13 protein-coding genes are annotated in these 17,035 nt (G+C 69.5%); 8 read left to right on the forward strand and 5 right to left on the reverse strand.

Features of this window, described 5'->3' with window-relative positions; translation table 11 throughout:
• Nucleotides 1-44: 44 nt before the first annotated feature.
• The 4 genes from K254_RS0102895 to K254_RS0102910 form a co-directional block, all read right to left on the reverse strand.
• Nucleotides 45-512 (reverse strand): GNAT family N-acetyltransferase, encoded by a 468-nt coding sequence (locus K254_RS0102895; RefSeq protein WP_026554118.1) that lies wholly within the window; start codon nt 510-512, stop codon nt 45-47.
• 11 nt (nt 513-523) lie between these two features.
• The gene (locus K254_RS0102900; RefSeq protein ID WP_026554119.1) at nt 524-1,879 is read right to left on the reverse strand and encodes a M1 family metallopeptidase; all 1,356 of its coding nucleotides are present in this window, start codon (nt 1,877-1,879) and stop codon (nt 524-526) included.
• A 27-nt stretch (nt 1,880-1,906) separates the two neighbouring features.
• Nucleotides 1,907-5,911, reverse strand: coding sequence for a Pls/PosA family non-ribosomal peptide synthetase (locus tag K254_RS0102905; protein WP_081709849.1), 4,005 nt, complete (start codon nt 5,909-5,911; stop codon nt 1,907-1,909).
• A gap of 96 nt (nt 5,912-6,007) precedes the next feature.
• A complete protein-coding gene (locus tag K254_RS0102910) occupies nt 6,008-6,739 on the reverse strand; it encodes a siderophore-interacting protein (RefSeq protein ID WP_026554121.1) in 732 nt (243 codons plus the stop codon).
• 104 nt (nt 6,740-6,843) lie between these two features.
• Here K254_RS0102910 and K254_RS0102915 point away from each other — a divergent pair, with 104 nt between their 5' ends.
• Nucleotides 6,844-8,985, forward strand: coding sequence for a penicillin acylase family protein (locus K254_RS0102915; protein WP_026554122.1), 2,142 nt, complete (start codon nt 6,844-6,846; stop codon nt 8,983-8,985).
• Complete coding sequence (locus tag K254_RS0102920; protein ID WP_026554123.1) at nt 8,982-9,608, forward strand: GNAT family N-acetyltransferase; 627 nt, start codon at nt 8,982-8,984, stop codon at nt 9,606-9,608. The genes K254_RS0102915 and K254_RS0102920 overlap by 4 nt, the downstream gene beginning before the upstream one ends.
• 62 nt (nt 9,609-9,670) lie before the next feature.
• Here the strand turns inward: K254_RS0102920 and K254_RS0102925 are convergent, their stop codons facing one another.
• Nucleotides 9,671-10,645 (reverse strand): quinone oxidoreductase family protein, encoded by a 975-nt coding sequence (locus K254_RS0102925; RefSeq protein ID WP_026554124.1) that lies wholly within the window; start codon nt 10,643-10,645, stop codon nt 9,671-9,673.
• Nucleotides 10,646-10,761: 116 nt separating this feature from the next.
• Between K254_RS0102925 and argC the strand changes: the two genes are divergently transcribed.
• From argC to K254_RS0102955, 6 genes are all read left to right on the forward strand, one after another.
• On the forward strand, nt 10,762-11,808 hold the full coding sequence (gene argC, locus K254_RS0102930; RefSeq protein ID WP_026554125.1) for an N-acetyl-gamma-glutamyl-phosphate reductase: 1,047 nt from the start codon (nt 10,762-10,764) through the stop codon (nt 11,806-11,808).
• Complete coding sequence (argJ, locus tag K254_RS0102935) at nt 11,805-12,974, forward strand: bifunctional glutamate N-acetyltransferase/amino-acid acetyltransferase ArgJ (RefSeq protein WP_026554126.1); 1,170 nt, start codon at nt 11,805-11,807, stop codon at nt 12,972-12,974. Before argC ends, argJ begins: the two co-directional genes overlap by 4 nt.
• A 291-nt stretch (nt 12,975-13,265) precedes the next feature.
• A complete protein-coding gene (gene argB, locus K254_RS0102940) occupies nt 13,266-14,162 on the forward strand; it encodes an acetylglutamate kinase (protein WP_026554127.1) in 897 nt (298 codons plus the stop codon).
• Nucleotides 14,162-15,490: an acetylornithine transaminase gene (locus K254_RS0102945; RefSeq protein ID WP_026554128.1), complete on the forward strand. Its 1,329-nt coding sequence runs from the start codon at nt 14,162-14,164 to the stop codon at nt 15,488-15,490. Before argB ends, K254_RS0102945 begins: the two co-directional genes overlap by 1 nt.
• Nucleotides 15,487-16,458 (forward strand): ornithine carbamoyltransferase, encoded by a 972-nt coding sequence (gene argF, locus K254_RS0102950; protein WP_026554129.1) that lies wholly within the window; start codon nt 15,487-15,489, stop codon nt 16,456-16,458. The genes K254_RS0102945 and argF overlap by 4 nt, the downstream gene beginning before the upstream one ends.
• Nucleotides 16,455-17,003, forward strand: a complete 549-nt coding sequence (locus K254_RS0102955; RefSeq protein ID WP_026554130.1) for an arginine repressor — start codon at nt 16,455-16,457, stop codon at nt 17,001-17,003. The genes argF and K254_RS0102955 overlap by 4 nt, the downstream gene beginning before the upstream one ends.
• The last annotated feature ends 32 nt before the right edge of the window (nt 17,004-17,035 follow it).

Raw genomic sequence — 17,035 nt, forward strand, 5'->3', positions numbered from 1 at the left:
CTGGCTGGCCCCTGTTCTGCGGTGCGACGAAGAACGACGCCGTCTCAGCCGCCCGAAAGGTCCAGTGTCATGAAGACGCTGTGCGGATCCATGCTGTAGCCGCCAAAGGGCGGACATGCGGTGAAGCCGTGCCGCTCGTACAGCCGCCGGGCCGGTGCGAAGAACTCCTCAGTTCCCGTCTCCAAGAACAGGCTCTCGTAGCCGCGGCGCCGGGCCTCGTCGACGATGTGCCCCAGCAATTGCGCTGCCACACCCCGCCCGCGCGCAGCGGGCGTTGTCCGCATGGATTTGATTTCACCGGCCCGGGACCCCAGCGACTTCAGGGCGCCGCACCCCAGCAGCTGCCCGGCCTCGCGGGCCGTCCAAAACCCGACATCGGGTGCAGCCAGGGCGGAATGGTCCAGCGCGTGCACACTGTCGGCCGGCGAGGTGGCAAACATGTCGGCCAGGTGCTCGTCCAGAAGCCGGCGAACGTCGTCGGCGGCCGGGGAATCAACAGCAATCTCAATCACGGCGTCCAACCCTAGCTGCCAGGGAAGGACGGCAGCGCTGTCCCGTACAACCACGGCTTCAGCAACGCCTCGGCGTCGAACCCATCCACCGACGCACAAACACGCGAAGCCAGCGCAGCAAAGGCGGGCGTGTCCACGGTGCCGTGGCGGTGCTCGGCGGACCAGGAGCGGAGCACCGTGAAGAAGAGCCCATCGCCCACAACACACCGCAGGGCATGCAGGGCCAGGGCGCCGCGTTTGTAGACGCGGTCGTCGAACATCAGCTCCGGGCCCGGGTCTCCGATGACCAGATCCTTCGGGAGGGTGTCCAGCATCAGGTGCGCGGCGCGGGCGCGGCTGTCGGTGCTGCCGGCCCCGCATTCCTCGGACCACAGCCACTCGGCGTAGCAGGCAAAGCCCTCATGGAGCCAGATGTCCCGCCAAGAGCCGGCGGTCAGCGAGTTGCCAAACCATTGGTGCGAGAGCTCGTGGGCGATCAGCCGCTGGGCCTCCCATGAGGTGGAGAGGTGGTTGCGGCCAAAGATGGAGACGGTCTGCGCCTCCAGCGGGATCTCCAGCTCGTCCTCCGTGACGACGACGGTGTAGCCGCGGAAGGGGTAGGGGCCAAAGCACTGCACAAAGGTGTCCATCATGGCCCGCTGGTGTGCCAAAGCCGTCGCGGCGTCGACGAGCAGCACCACGGGGACGGCGGCGTGGATGGGCACGCCCAGGGAACCGGGGGTGGACCCGGCGCCCGAGTGCGCATGCGCTCCTCCGGCCAGCTCCGCGAGTTCGTAGCGGCCGATCTGCACGGTGGCCAGATAGCTGGCCATCGGCTCCGCCTGCTCGTACACCCAGGTTTCACGGCTGGACTTGGTGGTGTGGCCCACCAGGCTGCCGTTGCAGACCGCCCGGTAGCCGGCATCGGTGCTGATGCTGATCCGGTAGCTGGACTTGTGCGAGGGGTGGTCGTTGCAGGGGAACCAGGACGGGGCGCCCGTCGGCTGGCCGGCGACGAGCACGCCGTCGTCGAGCTCCTCCCAGCCGACCTCGCCCCAGGCGCTGGCCAGGGGAGAGGGGTTGCCCTCGTAGCGGATGTCCAGCACGACGGGGGTGTCCGCGGCGAGTGCCGCCTTGGGGGTGATGACGAGCTTGGTGCCGCGCTGGGCGAACTTGGCCACCTTGGCGCCGTCGACGGCGATCTTCGTGGCGCGCAGCCCGGCCAGATCCAGCGTCAGGACGGGGAGCGCCGTCGTCGTCCGCACCGACAACCGCGCACGTCCGGAGAGCCTGTTGCTCGCCAGACGGCATTCCAGCTCAAGGTCGTAGTGCGTGACCGTGTAGCCGGGGTTGCCGTGGCCGGGTGTGTAGGGGTCGGGGGAATCGATGCGCGTGCTCCTTCTCTACAAGATCTGTCAGCGCCCGCCCGGTCCGGTCCACGGGCTGACGGGGTTGCCCATCCAGTAGCTGCCGGCGGGGACCACCTCGCCGCGCATCACCAGCGACGCCGGGCCGACGGTGCCGCCGCGGGCGATGCTGGCTGCCGGCAGGATGACGCCGTGCGGGCCAATGGTGGCTCCGTCTTCCAGAGTAACGGCATCCATGGCCATGATCCTGTCGTGGAAGAGATGCGTCTGCACCACACAGCCACGGTTGACGGTGGAGCTTTCGCCCAGCGTGACCAGATCCGCCTCGGGCAGCCAGTAGCTTTCGCACCAGGCTCCATGGCCGATCTTGGCGCCCAGGGCGCGCAGCCACCAGACGAGTGCGGGGGTGCCGGAGGCGGCGCGGGCAAACCACGGGGCGGCGACCATTTCGATGAAACCGTCCACCACCTCGTTGCGCCAGATGAAGGAGCTCCAGAGCGGGTGCTCACCCGCGCGGATGCGGCCCACCAGCAGCCACTTCGCGGCCACGGCGCTGCCGGCGGCCGCGGCTCCGGCCACCATCACCACCACGCCGCCCAGCGCGGCGGCAATCCAGTAGCCGGTGTGCACGGCCAGGTAGTCGAAGGTCCACAGCACCGCTGCGGCCAGCGCAACTGTCAGCACGGTGGGCACCAGGCGGCACAGCTCCCACAGGGCGCGGGCCACCTTCAGCCGAGTGGGCGGTTCAAAGGTGCGGGACTGGTCCGAATTGACCAGGGTCCGGCGCAGGCGCACCGGCGGGCTGCCCAGCCAGGAGGTGCCGGCCTTGGCCTTGGCGGGGGTGGCCGAGAGGACTGCCACCAGGGAGTTCTTGGGCACGCTGCGTCCGGGCGCCGTCATGCCCGAATTGCCCAGGAAGGAGCGCTTGCCCACCTTGGCCGGGGCGATGTGGATGTAGCCGCCCCCCAGCTCGTAGGAGGCGATCATGGTGTCGTCCGCCAGGAATGCGCCCTCGCCCACGGTGGTCATCTTGGGCAGCAGCAGCACCGTGGAGGCCTCGACGTTCTTGCCGATCTTGGCGCCCAGCAGGCGCAGCCAGACGGGGGTGAACAGGCTGGCGTAGATCGGGAACAGGAGGTCGCGGGCCATGTCCAGCACCCGCTCGGTGGCCCAGACCTGCCAGCCCACCAGGCTGCGCACGGGGAAGTGGCCCTCCTTCAGTCCCAGCCCCAGCAGCCGCACGGTGCCCAGCACCAGCATCATCGTGCCGAAGAACCAGACCAGCGCGGCCAGCGGGACGGACCACAGCAGGGCAGTGCCGGCGGAGGAGAGTGTCTCGGCGCCGCGGATGGCGGCGGCGACGACGGCGGCCCCGGCCACCGCCGAGGCGAAGGGGATCAGAGCCAGCAGCCCGGAGCCTGCCGCATACAGCGGAAAGTAGAGCCTGCTGCCGGTGCCGGTGGTGTCCGGCCATTCGTGGCGGGCCTTGCCCACGCGCTCGGCGGGGGAGCCGGAGACCTGTTGCCCGGGCTTGACCTTGCCCAGCACGGCCGAGCCGGCAGCCACCTGCGCGCCGGCGCCGATGCGTGTGCCCGGCATCAGGGTGCTGCGGGCGCCGACGACGGCGTTGGCCCCCACGGAGATGGACCCGATGTGGACGTTGTCGCCGTCGATCCACCAGCCGGAGAGGTCCACCTCCGGCTCAATGGAGCTGCCGCTGCCCAGCCGCAGCATGCCGGTCACGGGCGGCACGGAGTGCAGGTCCACGTTGCGGCCGATCTTGGCACCCAGTGCCCGGGCGTAGTACGGCACCCAGGGGGCGCTGGCCAGGGACACGGCCGAGGCCATGTCCGCAATCTTTTCCACCAGCCACAGCTTCAAGTGCACGCGGCCCGAGCGCGGGTAGGTGCCGGGCTCCACACCGCGCAGCAGAATCCTGGCAGCCACCACGGAGATGGCCATCCGGCCCAGCGGCGAGACGAACACCGCCCAGGAGGCAAGCACCCACCACCAGGAAAGGGTGGGCGCGCCGGGCAGCACATTCCAAAGGGCCAGGACATTGTTCAGCACCATCAAGTACGTCAGCCAGCGCATGCCGACCAGGATGTGCAGCGGGATGCCCATGAGCGTTTGGAACACCTGAGACTTGCGCGAGGTGCGGCGGACGTCGCGGACGACGGCGGGGGCGGTGTCGCCAGACTCGCCGGCCAGATCCACCAGGGCACCCACGCGGGGGTGCGAGTAGATGTCGGCCACCGTGATGGTGGGGTAGCGCTGGCGCAGTGCGGAGACCAATTGGGCCGCGGCCAGGCTGCCGCCACCCTGGGCGAAGAAATCGGCGTCGAGGGAGGTGGCATTGCCGCCCAGCACCGCATTCCACTGGTCCACAATCCACTGGGCGTCCGGGCCCAGCAGCAGGGGGCCGGCGTCGTCGCCGCCTCCAGCCGAGGGGAGCGGCCAGGGCAGCGCATGCCTGTCCACCTTGCCGCTGGTCTTGGTGGGCAGGGAATCGGTGAGCGCCAGCAGGGGGATGAGGGGCGCCGGCAGGCTTTCGCCAAGCAGGGCACGGAACGCGGCCAGATCGGGCTCCCCGTCGGAGCCGGGGACAAGGTAGCCCACCAGGATCTGGTTGCCGGCCGCCGTCGTCTGCACTGCAGAGGCGGCACCGGCAACGCCGGGCAGGCCCTGGAGTGCGGCGTCGATCTCGCCCAGTTCGATGCGGCGCCCGCCCAGCTTGACCTGGTCGTCCGCCCGGCCGGCGAAGATCAGTCCTGCAGCCTCCAAGACCACCAGGTCACCGCTGCGGTAGGCGCGCTCCCAGCCGAAGTCCGGCATGGGGGCATACTTTTCGGCGTCCTTGGCCGGATCCAGGTAGCGGGCCAGCCCGACGCCGCCAATGATCAGCTCACCGGTTTCCCCCTTGCGCACGGGAACCCCGTTGGCATCCACCACTGCCAGATCCCAGCCATCCAGCGGAAGTCCAATGCGCACGGGTCCGGGCCCGCCGAGCGGTGCCGCGCAGGCCACCACTGTGGCCTCGGTGGGGCCGTAGGTGTTCCACACCTCGCGGTCGGCAACGGCCAGTCGCTCGGCCAGCTCGGGCGGGCAGGCCTCGCCGCCAAAGATGAGCAGACGGACCGCTTCCAGGGCCTCCACGGGCCACAGGGAGGCCAGCGTGGGGACGGTGGAGACCACAGTGATGCCGTGGGAGATCAGCCACGGGCCCAGGTCCATGCCGGTGCGCACCAGTGCCCGCGGCGCCGGAACCAGGGCTGCGCCGTGGCGCCAGGCCAGCCACATTTCCTCGCAGGAGGCATCGAAGGCCACGGACAGGCCGGCCAGCACCCGGTCGTTCGGACCCAGGGGCTCCTGCTGCAGGAAGATCCTGGCCTCGGCGTCGACAAAGGCCGCGGCGGAGAGGTGCGCGACGGCCACGCCCTTGGGCGTGCCGGTGGAGCCGGAGGTGAAGATGATCCAGGCGTCGTCGCTGGTTTTCGGCGGGCGGGGAGCGGAGAACGGACCGCTGCGCTCGGCCGTGAGGGTGACGGCGGCGTCGGTGCCGGAGATGATGCCCGCCACCTTTGCCTCGCCAAACACCAGATCGGCGCGTTCCTGGGGATCGTCGGCGTCGACGGGCACATAGGCGGCGCCAATCAGCAGGATGGCGAGGATCGAGATGTACAGCCCGGAGGTGCCGGAAGGGATGCGCACGCCGATGCGGTCGCCCGCGCCCAGACCCGCCTGGTGCAGCAAGCGCCCCTTGGCGCGCACCGCCTCCACCAGATCGGCATAGCTCAGCGAGCGGACGCCGTCGTCAAGGGCCGTGGCGTCCGGAAAGGCCTCGGCCGTGGAGAGCAGGATGTCGACGAGCGTCCGGGGCGGCGGTGCGTCCGCGGAACCGGGAAGCTGGGGGAGATGGAGCGGCACAGTCAAAGTATCCAACGTGAGGGCTCCAGGGGCAGCAGGTCCGGGGTATTCCGGGTCAAACGCAGTCACCGCCAAAGTCTGCCTTAACAAGGTTAACAATTGGGGTTGGCCGGAATGCGGCGTCATCCGGCACCCCTCCCACCGCCCCAACTGGGTGACACTTATCGCACATTTTCTCGGGAAAAGTGTGCCATAAGTGTCACCCAGTTGGGGCGGCGGTGGTCAGGCGCGCCAGTAGCCCAGGGCCGAGATGCGCCGCTTGTCCACGCCCAGCGTCCGGCGCAGGTGCTTGGTGATGGCGCGCGTGCCGGCCGCCTCGCAGGCGATCCAGAACCAATCCCGTTCGATGTCGACAGCCCCGGGGGCCAAGGCAGCACAGACCGTCTCCACCAGGTGCGCGCCGCCCCGCTCGCGCGGCAGCCAGACGACGGCGTCCCCGGGGCGGGTGTGCAGGGCCAGTGCGGTGTCGCCGTCGTGCTGGTGCTCCAGCCACAGCGTGGCCGGCGGAGAGTCCTCCGAGGCGGCGACGGCGTCGAGCAGGGAATTGATGGCCGGCACGGAAGCCGGGTCGCCCACCACCCAGAGCCGACGGGGCGCGGCGGCCGGTGGCTCAAAGCTGCTGCCCTGGACCGTGGCCTCGATGGTGTCCCCGGCCTGGACGGTCCGGGCCCAGTTCGCCGCTGCGCCGTCGTGCATCGCGAAATCAATGCTGAACGTTCCGGCCACCGGGTCCGGATCCACCAGGGTGTAGGCGCGCTGGTGTGGGCGGCCGGCGTCGGTGAACCACAGCCTGATCCACATCGTCGGGTGGATCTTGGTGGCCGCCAACATGCCGCCGTCGGACAGGTGCAGCCGGAGGAAATTCGGCGTGATCTGCTCGCGTCCCGTGACCTCGAGGGAGAAATCCTTGGCGCCCATGACCTTCAGGACTACGCCTTCCCAGCTGCGTTTCATCCGTGCTCCTTCATTGCGGGCCCGGTTTTGCAATCCAGCAGGGGTCCCATATCTTTGACTAAACCAAGCCTAACCTAACCTACTTTTCCGGAGGTCCGCCACACATGACGACTGACCCGAGCGCACCCTCCACCGCCGCCGGGCCGCAGGCCGGCGTCCACCGCGATGACTGGGGGATTCCGCACCTGTGGGCGGAGTCGGCCGATGAGCTTGTCCGGCTCCAGGGGTTCAACGCGGCGTGCGACAGGTCGTGGCAGATCGAGCTGGAGCGCTGGCGCATGGAGGGCCGGCTGGCCGAAATGCTTGGCGAGGACCATGTCGAGTGGGACAGGTTTTCCCGCCAGTCCAGGCTGGAGGACACTGCCCGCCGCTGCTACGACAATCTCGACGACGACACGCGGCGCTGGTGCGGCGCCTATGTGGATGGCATCAACGATGCCCTGGCCGCCGGGCTGCGCGGCGGGGTCGAGTTTGAGCGTAGCGCCACGGCCCCGGCGCCGTGGCAGCCGTGGACGCCGCTGGGCGTCTTCCTCACCGCCCACATCCTTTTTTCGACCTTCCCCAACAAACTCTTCCGCGCCCATGTGGCCCGCAGGCTGGGTCCGGCGGCGGTGGATCTGTTCAGCATCGAAGCGCCCGTCTACTCGGGCAGCAATGCCTGGGCCGTGCACGGATCAGGGACGGCTTCCGGTCTGCCGCTGCTGGCGGGGGACCCGCACCGGCTGCTGGAGCTGCCGGGCGTCTACCAACAGGTCCGGCTGGCCTGCCCCGAGTTCGACGCCGTCGGGCTCGCCTTCCCGGGCGTGCCCGGGCTGCCGCATTTCGCGTACACGGGCCAGGCGGCCTGGGCCATCACCAACGCGATGGCCGACTACCAGGACCTCTTCGAAGAGGAGCTGCGGATCGACGACCAGGGGCTGTGGGCCCGCGGCATCCAGGGTTGGGAGCCCGCCCACGCCCGCGAGGAGATTCTGCTGGTCCGGGGTGGGGAGCCGGTGCGCTTGATGGCCTTCGAAACGGCGCGCGGTCCAGTGGTGGCCGGCGGGCTCGACGCCGGCGCGCTGAGCCTGCGCTTCCCCGCCCGGGTGGAGGGCCGGCTGGGCTTTGAGGCCCTGCTGCCGTTGCTGCGAAGCCGCAGCGCCGCCGAGGTGGAGCATGCGATGGGCCGGTGGGTGGAGCCGGTGAACAGCGTACTGGCCGCCGACGCCGACGGCGACGTCCGGCATTTCCTGGCCGGGCTGGTGCCGAAGCGGTGCCCCGGGAACCGCCGGCTTCCGGTTCCCGCATCCTCGGTGCACCACGAGTGGGATGGCACGTACATCGACCTGCCCTCGACTCTTGTGGCAGATCTGGCCGTCAGTGCCAACGACAGGGCCGCGGCCTGTGCGGGTTCCGACGGCGGCACCGGCGCCGACGCCGTCGGGCTCGAGTTTGCACCGGCGCACCGGGCGCGGCGGATCCGAGAACTCCTCGAAGAACCCGCAGCCGGTGGACACACCGTGGCGGACATGGCGGCCATCCACAGCGACACCCTCCTTGGACCGCTCCCGGTGTTCCATGCGCTGCTGCGGGAGCTGGACCCCGAGGCCATGGACCCCGGAGCCGCGACCGTACGGGACGTCATCCTGGGCTGGAACGGCCGCATGGATGCGGACTCCTCCGGCGCGGGCCAGTTTGCCGCGTGGCGCTCGGCCCTGGTGCTCAGGCTGGTGCGGCACCGCGCGCTGCGGCCGTTGACGCGGAAGACCGGCTTTGCACCGCTCTTTGGCCCCTGGCTGGATGTCGCCTCCCGCGTGGGCTTTGCGCTGGAGACGTTGCTGGAGCGTGGCGCCGAACTGGGGATCGATGTAGAGGTCGAGGCCGCCGCCGCGTTGGCCGAGGTGGCCGAAACCTCCGGCAATGGTGTCCTGCCCCAGCCGTGGGGAGGCCGCCACATGCTGCTGCCGGTGCATCTGCTGCCCGGCAGACTGGCCGACGTCGTTCCCCCGGTCCAACTGTCGGGTGACACCGGCTGCGTGCTCTCCACCGAGAGCACGCCGGGTGTGCAGGATGGCAGCTTCCGCGGGCCGGTGGCCCGCTACGTCTGGGATCTGGCGGACCGATCGAACAGCCGCTGGATTGTCCCGTTCGGCGCCGCCGGGAGCCCGGACAGCCCCCATTTTTCCGACCAGCTGCCGCTTTGGGCCGCTGGACATCTCGTGCCTGTTGTGACCGACTGGGCCCAGCTCACCAAGGAGACACCATGACCACCACGCCGCCCGCCGCCGTCCCCGAACGCCGTCCCGAACACCGTCCCGAACACCGGCCCGCCGTCCACACCGAGGACCTGTCCGGCTGGGGGAGCGTGGCCATTGTGCCGCTGGTCCCGGTGGAGGATGTGGACCTGGTGCACAGCTGGGTCGTCCAGGAACGTGCCAGGTTCTGGGGCATGGCCGAGATGACACGGGCCGAGGTGCTGGACATCTACCAGTTCCTGGATTCCCTGGACACGCACCATGCCTTCCTGGTGCTGCTGAACGGCGAGTGTGTGGCCCTGTTCCAGACATATGAGCCGCTGCACGATCCGGTGGGGGAGGCCTACCCGGCCCTTGAGGGGGACATCGGCATGCACCTGCTGCTGGCCCCGGCCACCCGGCCGATGCCGCATTTCACCCCGCGCCTGGCCACGGTGCTGATCCACTTCCTCTTTGCCGACCCGGCCAAGGACCGGATCGTCGTCGAGCCCGATGCCCGCAACCTCAAGGCGGTGCGCCGCTTGGAGGCGACCTGCTTCGAGCTGGGCCCCGTCATCACGCTGGCCGAAAAGGAGGCCCAGCTGGCCTTCCTGACCCGCGCCCGCTTCGACTCCCTCGCCGCCCCAACTGGGTGACAGTTATCGCACGTTTTCGCGTCGAAAATGTGGGATAACTGTCACCCAGTTGGGGCGGCGGGTTAGGGGATGAGGAGGAGTTTGCCGGTGGTCTTGCGGGCCTGGAGGTCCGCGTGCGCGGTGGCTGCCTCGGCCAGTGGGTACCGGGCGCCGATCCGCACGTCCAGCGTTCCGGCGGCGACGGCGGCAAAGAGTTCACCCGAGCGCCAGCGGCGTTCAGTGGCATTGAGCAGGTAGTCCCGGAGCTTGGGCCGGGTGACGAAGAGCGAGCCGCCGGCGTTGAGCCGCTGCAGATCGAACGGGGGAACCTGGCCCGAGGCGCCGCCAAAGAGGACCAGCATGCCGCGCGTCCGAAGCGAGGCCAGCGAGCCCTCGAAGGTGTCCTTGCCAACGCCGTCGTAGACCACGTCCACGCCCGTGCCATCGGTGAGTTCGCGCACCGCCTCGGCCACGCCGTCGTAGGAGAGCACTTCATCGGCACCCGCGGCGCGGGCGAGCGCCGCCTTCTCCGGGCTGGAAACAGTCGTGAGAACGCGGGCACCGCGCTCCTTGAGCAGCTGGATCAGCAGCAGCCCCACGCCACCGGCCCCGGCATGGGTGAGGACCGTCTGGCCCGGGGCCACGCGGTAGGTGGAATTGATCAGATAGTGCGCCGTCATGCCCTGCAGGGGGAGTGCGGCCGCGGCCTCGTCGGAGACGCCGTCCGGCACGGGGAGCGCCGTGTGCGCGTCAAGCAGCGCGTATTCGGCGTACGTGGCGCGGCCCTCGGCAGTGGCCACGCGCTGGCCAACGGCGAAGTCCACCACGCCCTCGCCGACGGCGGTGATGGTTCCGGAGGCCTCGGCGCCCGGGGTGAAGGGGAACGGGACGTTGTAGATGCCCGTGCGTTCGTAGGTTTCGATGAAGTTCACGCCGGCCGCCGCCACCTTGATGAGCAGCTGTCCGGGGCCGGGCTCCGGAGTGGGCACCTGGGCCGTCTGCAGGACCTCGGGCCCTCCGGGTGCGTCGGCAACGATGGCGAGATGGTGCTGGGTCATGGCAGGCTCCGGAGGGTCGACGGTGGTTGAAACCATCCTAGAACCGGCCGCCGGGCGCGGAAACATGGATGAATAAATATCGGACGTCATGGATATTTCTGCTGTACAGTGGTCCCATGACGATTTCTGTAGCGGTTTCCGGCGCCAGCGGCTACGCCGGCGGCGAGGTCCTCCGCCTTCTGGCCAGCCATCCCGGTGTCAGCATAGGGGCCATCACGGCCCACAGCAATGCCGGTTCACGATTGGGCGCGCTCCAGCCGCACCTGCACTCGCTGGCGGACCGCCTGCTGGTGGAAACCACCGTCGAAAACCTCTTGGGCCACGACGTCGTCTTCCTGGCCCTGCCGCACGGCGCCTCGGCCGAGATCGCCAGCCAGCTGCCGGCGTCAACGCTGGTCATCGATGCCGGAGCCGACCACCGGCTGGAGGATTCCGCGGCCTGGGAGAAGTTCTACGGTTCCCCGCACGCCGGCACCTGGCCCTACGGCCTGCCGGAACTCCCCGGCGCCCGCGAGGGCCTGCACGGCGCCAAGCGGATCGCCGTCCCGGGCTGCTACCCGACCAGCTCCCTGCTGGCCCTGACGCCCGGCTTTGCCGCCGGCGCCCTGCTGCCCGACGACGTCGTGATCGTCGCCGCCTCCGGCACCTCCGGCGCGGGCAAGGCCGCCAAGGTCAACCTGATCGGCTCCGAGGTGATGGGTTCCATGAGCCCGTACGGCGTGGGTGGCGGCCACCGCCACACCCCCGAGATCGAGCAGGGCCTGTCCAAGGTCTCCGGCCAGAATGTCACCGTTTCCTTTACTCCGACGCTGGCCCCGATGAGCCGCGGCATCCTCGCCACGGCCACCGCCAAGGTGTCCGCGGAACTGCGCAACAGCCCCACCGCCGCCGAGGACATCCGGGCAATCTGGGTGGACGCCTATGAGAACGAGCCGTTCATCCACGTGCTGCCCGAGGGCCAGTGGCCCACCACCAAGTCCGTGCAGGGCTCCAACCACGTGGCCATCCAGCTGGCCTATGACGCCCACGTTGGCCGCGTGATTGTCTGCTGCGCCATCGACAACCTCACCAAGGGAACCGCCGGCGGTGCCGTGCAGTCCATGAACATTGCCCTGGGCCTCGACGAGACCGCAGGTTTGACCATCCAAGGAGTTGCACCATGAGCGTCACCACTGCCAAGGGCTTCCGTGCCGCCGGCATCACCGCAGGACTGAAGAAATCCGGCAACCCGGACCTGGCCCTCGTGGTCAATGACGGCCCGGTGAAGAACGCCGCCGCCGTGTTCACCTCCAACCGCGTCGCCGCGGCCCCCGTCCACTGGTCCCGCCAGGTCCTCAGCGACGGCCGCGTGGATGCCGTGCTGCTCAACTCGGGTGGCGCCAATGCCTGCACCGGGCCCGAGGGCTTCCAGAACACCCACACCTCGGCCGAGAAGACGGCCGACGTCCTGGGCATCTCCGCCACCGACGTCGCCGTCTGCTCCACCGGCCTGATCGGCGAGCAGCTGCCCATGGACAAGATCCTGCCGGGCATCGAAGCTGCCGCTTCGGCGCTGGGGGCCGACGGCGGTGCTGCCGCAGCCTCCGCGATCATGACCACCGACACCGTCTCCAAGCAGGCGGCCTGGACCTCTACGCCGTCGGCCGACGGTGCAGGATATTCCATTGGCGGCATGGCCAAGGGTGCCGGCATGCTGGCCCCGGGCCTGGCCACGATGCTGGTGGTCATCACCACCGACGCCGTGGTGGCCCCGGAAGGGCTCGACGCCGCGCTCCGCGACGCCGTGCGGGTCAGCTTCAACCGGGCTGACTCCGATGGCTGCATGTCCACCAACGACACGGTGATTCTGCTGGCCTCCGGTGCCTCCGAGGTCTACCCGGACATGGCCGAGTTCACCGCCGGCCTTACCGAGGTCTGCAACACCCTGGCCCGCGGCCTGATTGCCGACGCCGAGGGCGCCAACCACGACATCGCGATCACCACCTTGAACGCCGCGAGCGAGCAGGACGCCGAGGAAGTCAGCCGCTCCGTGGCCCGCTCCAACCTGTTCAAGACTGCCATCTTCGGCAACGACCCGAACTGGGGCCGCGTGCTGGCCTCCGTCGGCACCACAGATGCCGTGTTCGATCCGGACCAGATCAACGTCTCCATCAACGGCGTGCAGATCTGCCGCAACGGCGGCATCGGCGATTCCCGAGACCTGGTGGATCTGAAGCCCCGCGAGGTCACCGTCGAGATCGACCTCAAGTCCGGCGACGCCCGCGCCACCATCTGGACCAACGACCTCACCCACGCCTACGTCGAAGAAAACAGCGCCTACTCCTCCTAGTGCGGAGGCGCCGGCAGTCCGGGGTTTGGGCCCCATACCCCGGCAACCTGCGCGGCCGGCGCGATAGCGCCGGCCGCGGCGCTCGACAAGGCGGCCGGGCCGGCGTTTTTCGTAGGCGACGTCAAGGGCCGCAGGCCGCTCAGCGGCCGTCGCGGCACAGTCGCCGGAAAAATGCCGGACGTCCGCCGGACCCAGCCACAACGGACGTCCGCCGGACCCAGCCACAACGGACGTCCGCCGGACCCAGCCACCGGGGTCTCGACATATGAATCTGAACCTAAGGAATTGGACATGAACACCGTTGCTGCGGCGCAGGACAAGGCCGCCATTCTGATCGAGGCACTGCCGTGGATCCAGCAGTTTGCCGGGACCGTGGTGGTGGTCAAGTACGGCGGCAACGCCATGATCAATGACGACCTCCGCCGCGCCTTCGCCGAGGACATCGTCTTCCTGCACCACGTCGGCATCCGGCCCGTGGTGGTCCATGGCGGAGGTCCGCAGATCAACGCCATGCTCGGCCGCCTCGGCATCGAGTCCGAGTTCAAGGGCGGCCTGCGCGTCACCACGCCCGAGGCGATGGACGTGGTCCGCATGGTCCTCACCGGCCAGGTGGGCCGCGAACTGGTGGGCCTGATCAACTCCCACGGCCCCTACGCCGTCGGGCTCTCCGGCGAGGACGGCGCCCTGCTCCAGGCCGAGCGCACCGGCACCGTCGTCGACGGCGAACTGGTGGACCTCGGTCTGGTGGGCGAGGTGGTGGGCGTGAACCCCAGCTCCATCCTGGATCTGCTGGAGGCCGGCCGCATCCCGGTCATCTCCACCGTGGCCCCGGAAGTGGGCAACACCGGCACCGTGCTCAACGTCAATGCCGACACCGCCGCGGCCGCATTGGCCGTTTCCCTGCAGGCCTCCCGTCTGGTGATCCTGACCGACGTCGAGGGCCTCTACGCCAACTGGCCGGACAAGTCCTCGCTGATCTCCGCCCTGAGCGCCGCCGAGCTGCGCGCCATGCTGCCGTCGCTGGAATCGGGCATGATCCCCAAGATGGGTGCCTGCCTGAAAGCGGTCGCCGGCGGAGTGGCCCGCGCCGCCGTCGTGGACGGGCGCAGCGCCCACTCCATGCTGCTCGAACTGATCACCACCGAGGGCAATGGAACCCAGGTCTTTCCCGATGACGAGGACAACTAATGACTGAGAACACCCCCGAGAACACCCCGGCCACCACGCCGGCCAACGCCGGCGCTTCCACGCCCGCCGTCCGCGCCGAGGCCATCACCGGCACCGGCACGGGGGAGCAGTGGCTGGCCCGCTACTCCGACTCGCTCATGGGTGTCTTTGGCAATCCGCAGCGGGTGCTGGTCCGCGGCGCCGGCGCCCTGGTCTGGGACGCCGACGGCAAGGAATACCTGGACCTGCTCGGCGGCATCGCCGTCAACGCGCTGGGCCACGCCCACCCCTTCGTCAGCTCCGTGATCGCCAGCCAGCTCTCCACGCTGGGCCACGTCTCCAACTTCTTCACCAGCCCCACCCAGATTGCCCTGGCCGAGAAGCTGCTGGACCTTGCCGGTGCACCGGCCGGCTCCAAGGTGTTCTTCGCCAACTCCGGCACCGAGGCCAATGAGGCAGCCTTCAAGCTGGCCCGCGCCCACGGCAAGGCGAACAGCCCCGCGGACGGCCCGGCCCGGGGGACCATCGTGGCCTTGGAGGGCGGCTTCCACGGCCGCACCATGGGCGCCCTGGCCATGACCGCCAAGCAGGCGTACCGCGAGCCGTTTGAGCCGATGCCCGCCGGTGTCATCCATGTGCCCTTCAACGACGTCGAAGCCCTGCGTGCCGCCGTCGACTCCAGCGTTGCCGCCGTCATCCTGGAACCCATCCAGGGCGAGGCCGGTGTGCGCCCGCTCTCCGCCGAGTACCTGAAGGCGGCCCGCGAAATCACCCGCGAGGCCGGCGCCCTGCTGATCCTGGACGAGGTCCAGACCGGCGTGGGCCGCACCGGCGAGTGGTTTGCCGGACTGGGCGAGGACGGCGTGGTGCCGGACGCCATGACCCTGGCCAAGGGCCTGGGCGGCGGATTCCCCATCGGTGCCCTGGTCACCTTCGGCCAGGAGTCGTCCTCGCTGCTCACGGCGGGCCAGCATGGCACCACCTTCGGTGGAAACCCGGTGGCCACGGCCGCGGCCCTGGCCACGCTGCACGTCATCGAGAGCCAGGATGTCCTGGGCAATGTGCGCCGCGTCAGCGACCGGCTGGCCAAGGGCCTGGCCGCCACGCCCGGCGTCGTCGAGGTCCGCGCCCACGGGCTGCTGATCGGCTTCGATCTGGCCCAGCCGGTGGCAACCCAGCTGGTCACCGCCGCTTTGGATGCGGGCTTCATTGTCAACGCACCCAAGCCCAACACCGTCCGCCTGGCCCCACCGCTGATCCTGACGGCGGAGCAGGCGGACACCTTCCTGGCCGCCCTGCCGGCCCTCATCACCAGTGCCGTCGCGGCGGCCGAAGGAGCAGCATCATGACCCGTCACTTCCTCATCGACACGGACCTCAGCCAGGCCGAGCAGACCGAGGTCCTGGACCTCGCCGCGGCCCTGAAGAAGGATCCCTATGCCAAGGGCACCTTCGCCGGCACCGGTGCGGGCCGCAAGACGGTCGCCGTCATCTTCGACAAGACCTCCACCCGCACCCGCGTCTCCTTCGCCGCAGGCATCGCGGATCTGGGCGGCAACGCCCTGATCATCAACCCGGGCGAGGCGCAGATCGGCCACAAGGAATCCGTGGCGGACACCGCCAAGGTGCTTGAGCGCATGGTCTCCACCATCGTGTGGCGCACCTACAGCCAGGCAGGCCTGGAGGAAATGGCGGCCAACTCCGCCGTCCCGGTCATCAACGCGCTCTCCGATGACTACCACCCCTGCCAGCTGCTGGCGGACCTGCTGACCATCCGCGAGCACAAGGGCACGCTGGCCGGTCTGACCATGACCTACCTGGGGGATGCCGCCAACAACATGGCCAACTCCTATCTGCTGGCCGGCGTCACCGCAGGCATGCACGTGCGCATCGCCGGCCCCGAGGGCTACCTGCCCGCGGCCGACGTGGTTGCCGCCGCCGAGGCCCGCGCCGCCGAGACCGGTGGCTCCGTGCTCATCACCACCGATGCCGCTGCGGCCGCCGCCGGCGCCGATGTGCTGGCCACCGACACCTGGGTGTCGATGGGCCAGGAGGACGAGAAGGCGGCGCGGATGGAGCTGTTCCGCGCCTACTCGCTCGACGACGACGCCCTCGCCAAGGCCGCCGACGGCGCCATTGTGCTGCACTGCCTGCCGGCCTACCGCGGCTACGAGATTTCCGCCTCCGTCATCGACGGCCCGCAGTCCGTGGTCTGGGATGAGGCCGAGAACCGCCTGCACGCCCAGAAGGCCCTGATGGTCTGGCTCGTAGAGCAGAGCGCAGTGCAGTCCGCAGCAGAACCCGCCGCCGGTCGATGAACGCCACCCCCAGCGCAACCCCGCCGCCCGGTGCGGGCATGCCCGCCACCAAAACGGCGCGGCTGGCCCGCATCACGGCGCTGCTGACCTCCCGTGAGGTGCGGTCGCAGGCCGAGCTGGCCAATCTGCTGGCCGCCGATGGCCTGCACGTGGGCCAGGCGACGCTGTCCCGGGACCTCGTCGAGCTGCGCGCCGTGCGCGTGCGCGGCGAGGACGGCGGCCTGGTGTACGCCGTGCCGGGGGAGGGTGGGGACAGAACCCCGCATTCGGCCGTCTCGCAGGAACTGCTGGACACCCGGCTGATCCGACTCTGCGGTGAACTGCTGGTGACGGCGGAATCCTCGGGCAACATCGTGGTGCTGCGCACCCCGCCGGGGGCCGCCAACTTCCTGGCCCTGGCCATCGACCATTCCGTGATGCCTGCGGTCTTGGGCACCATCGCGGGGGACGATACTGTCATGCTTGTCACACGGGAACCCGACGGCGGCGCCGCCGTCGCCGAGCGGTTCCTGCAGTTCGCGGCCGAGTCCGCAGCCGGCAACTGAATACTTTTTAGTAGATATGCATATTCATGCAC

Source organism: Arthrobacter sp. 35W (assembly GCF_000482545.1).
Taxonomy (GTDB): domain Bacteria; phylum Actinomycetota; class Actinomycetes; order Actinomycetales; family Micrococcaceae; genus Specibacter.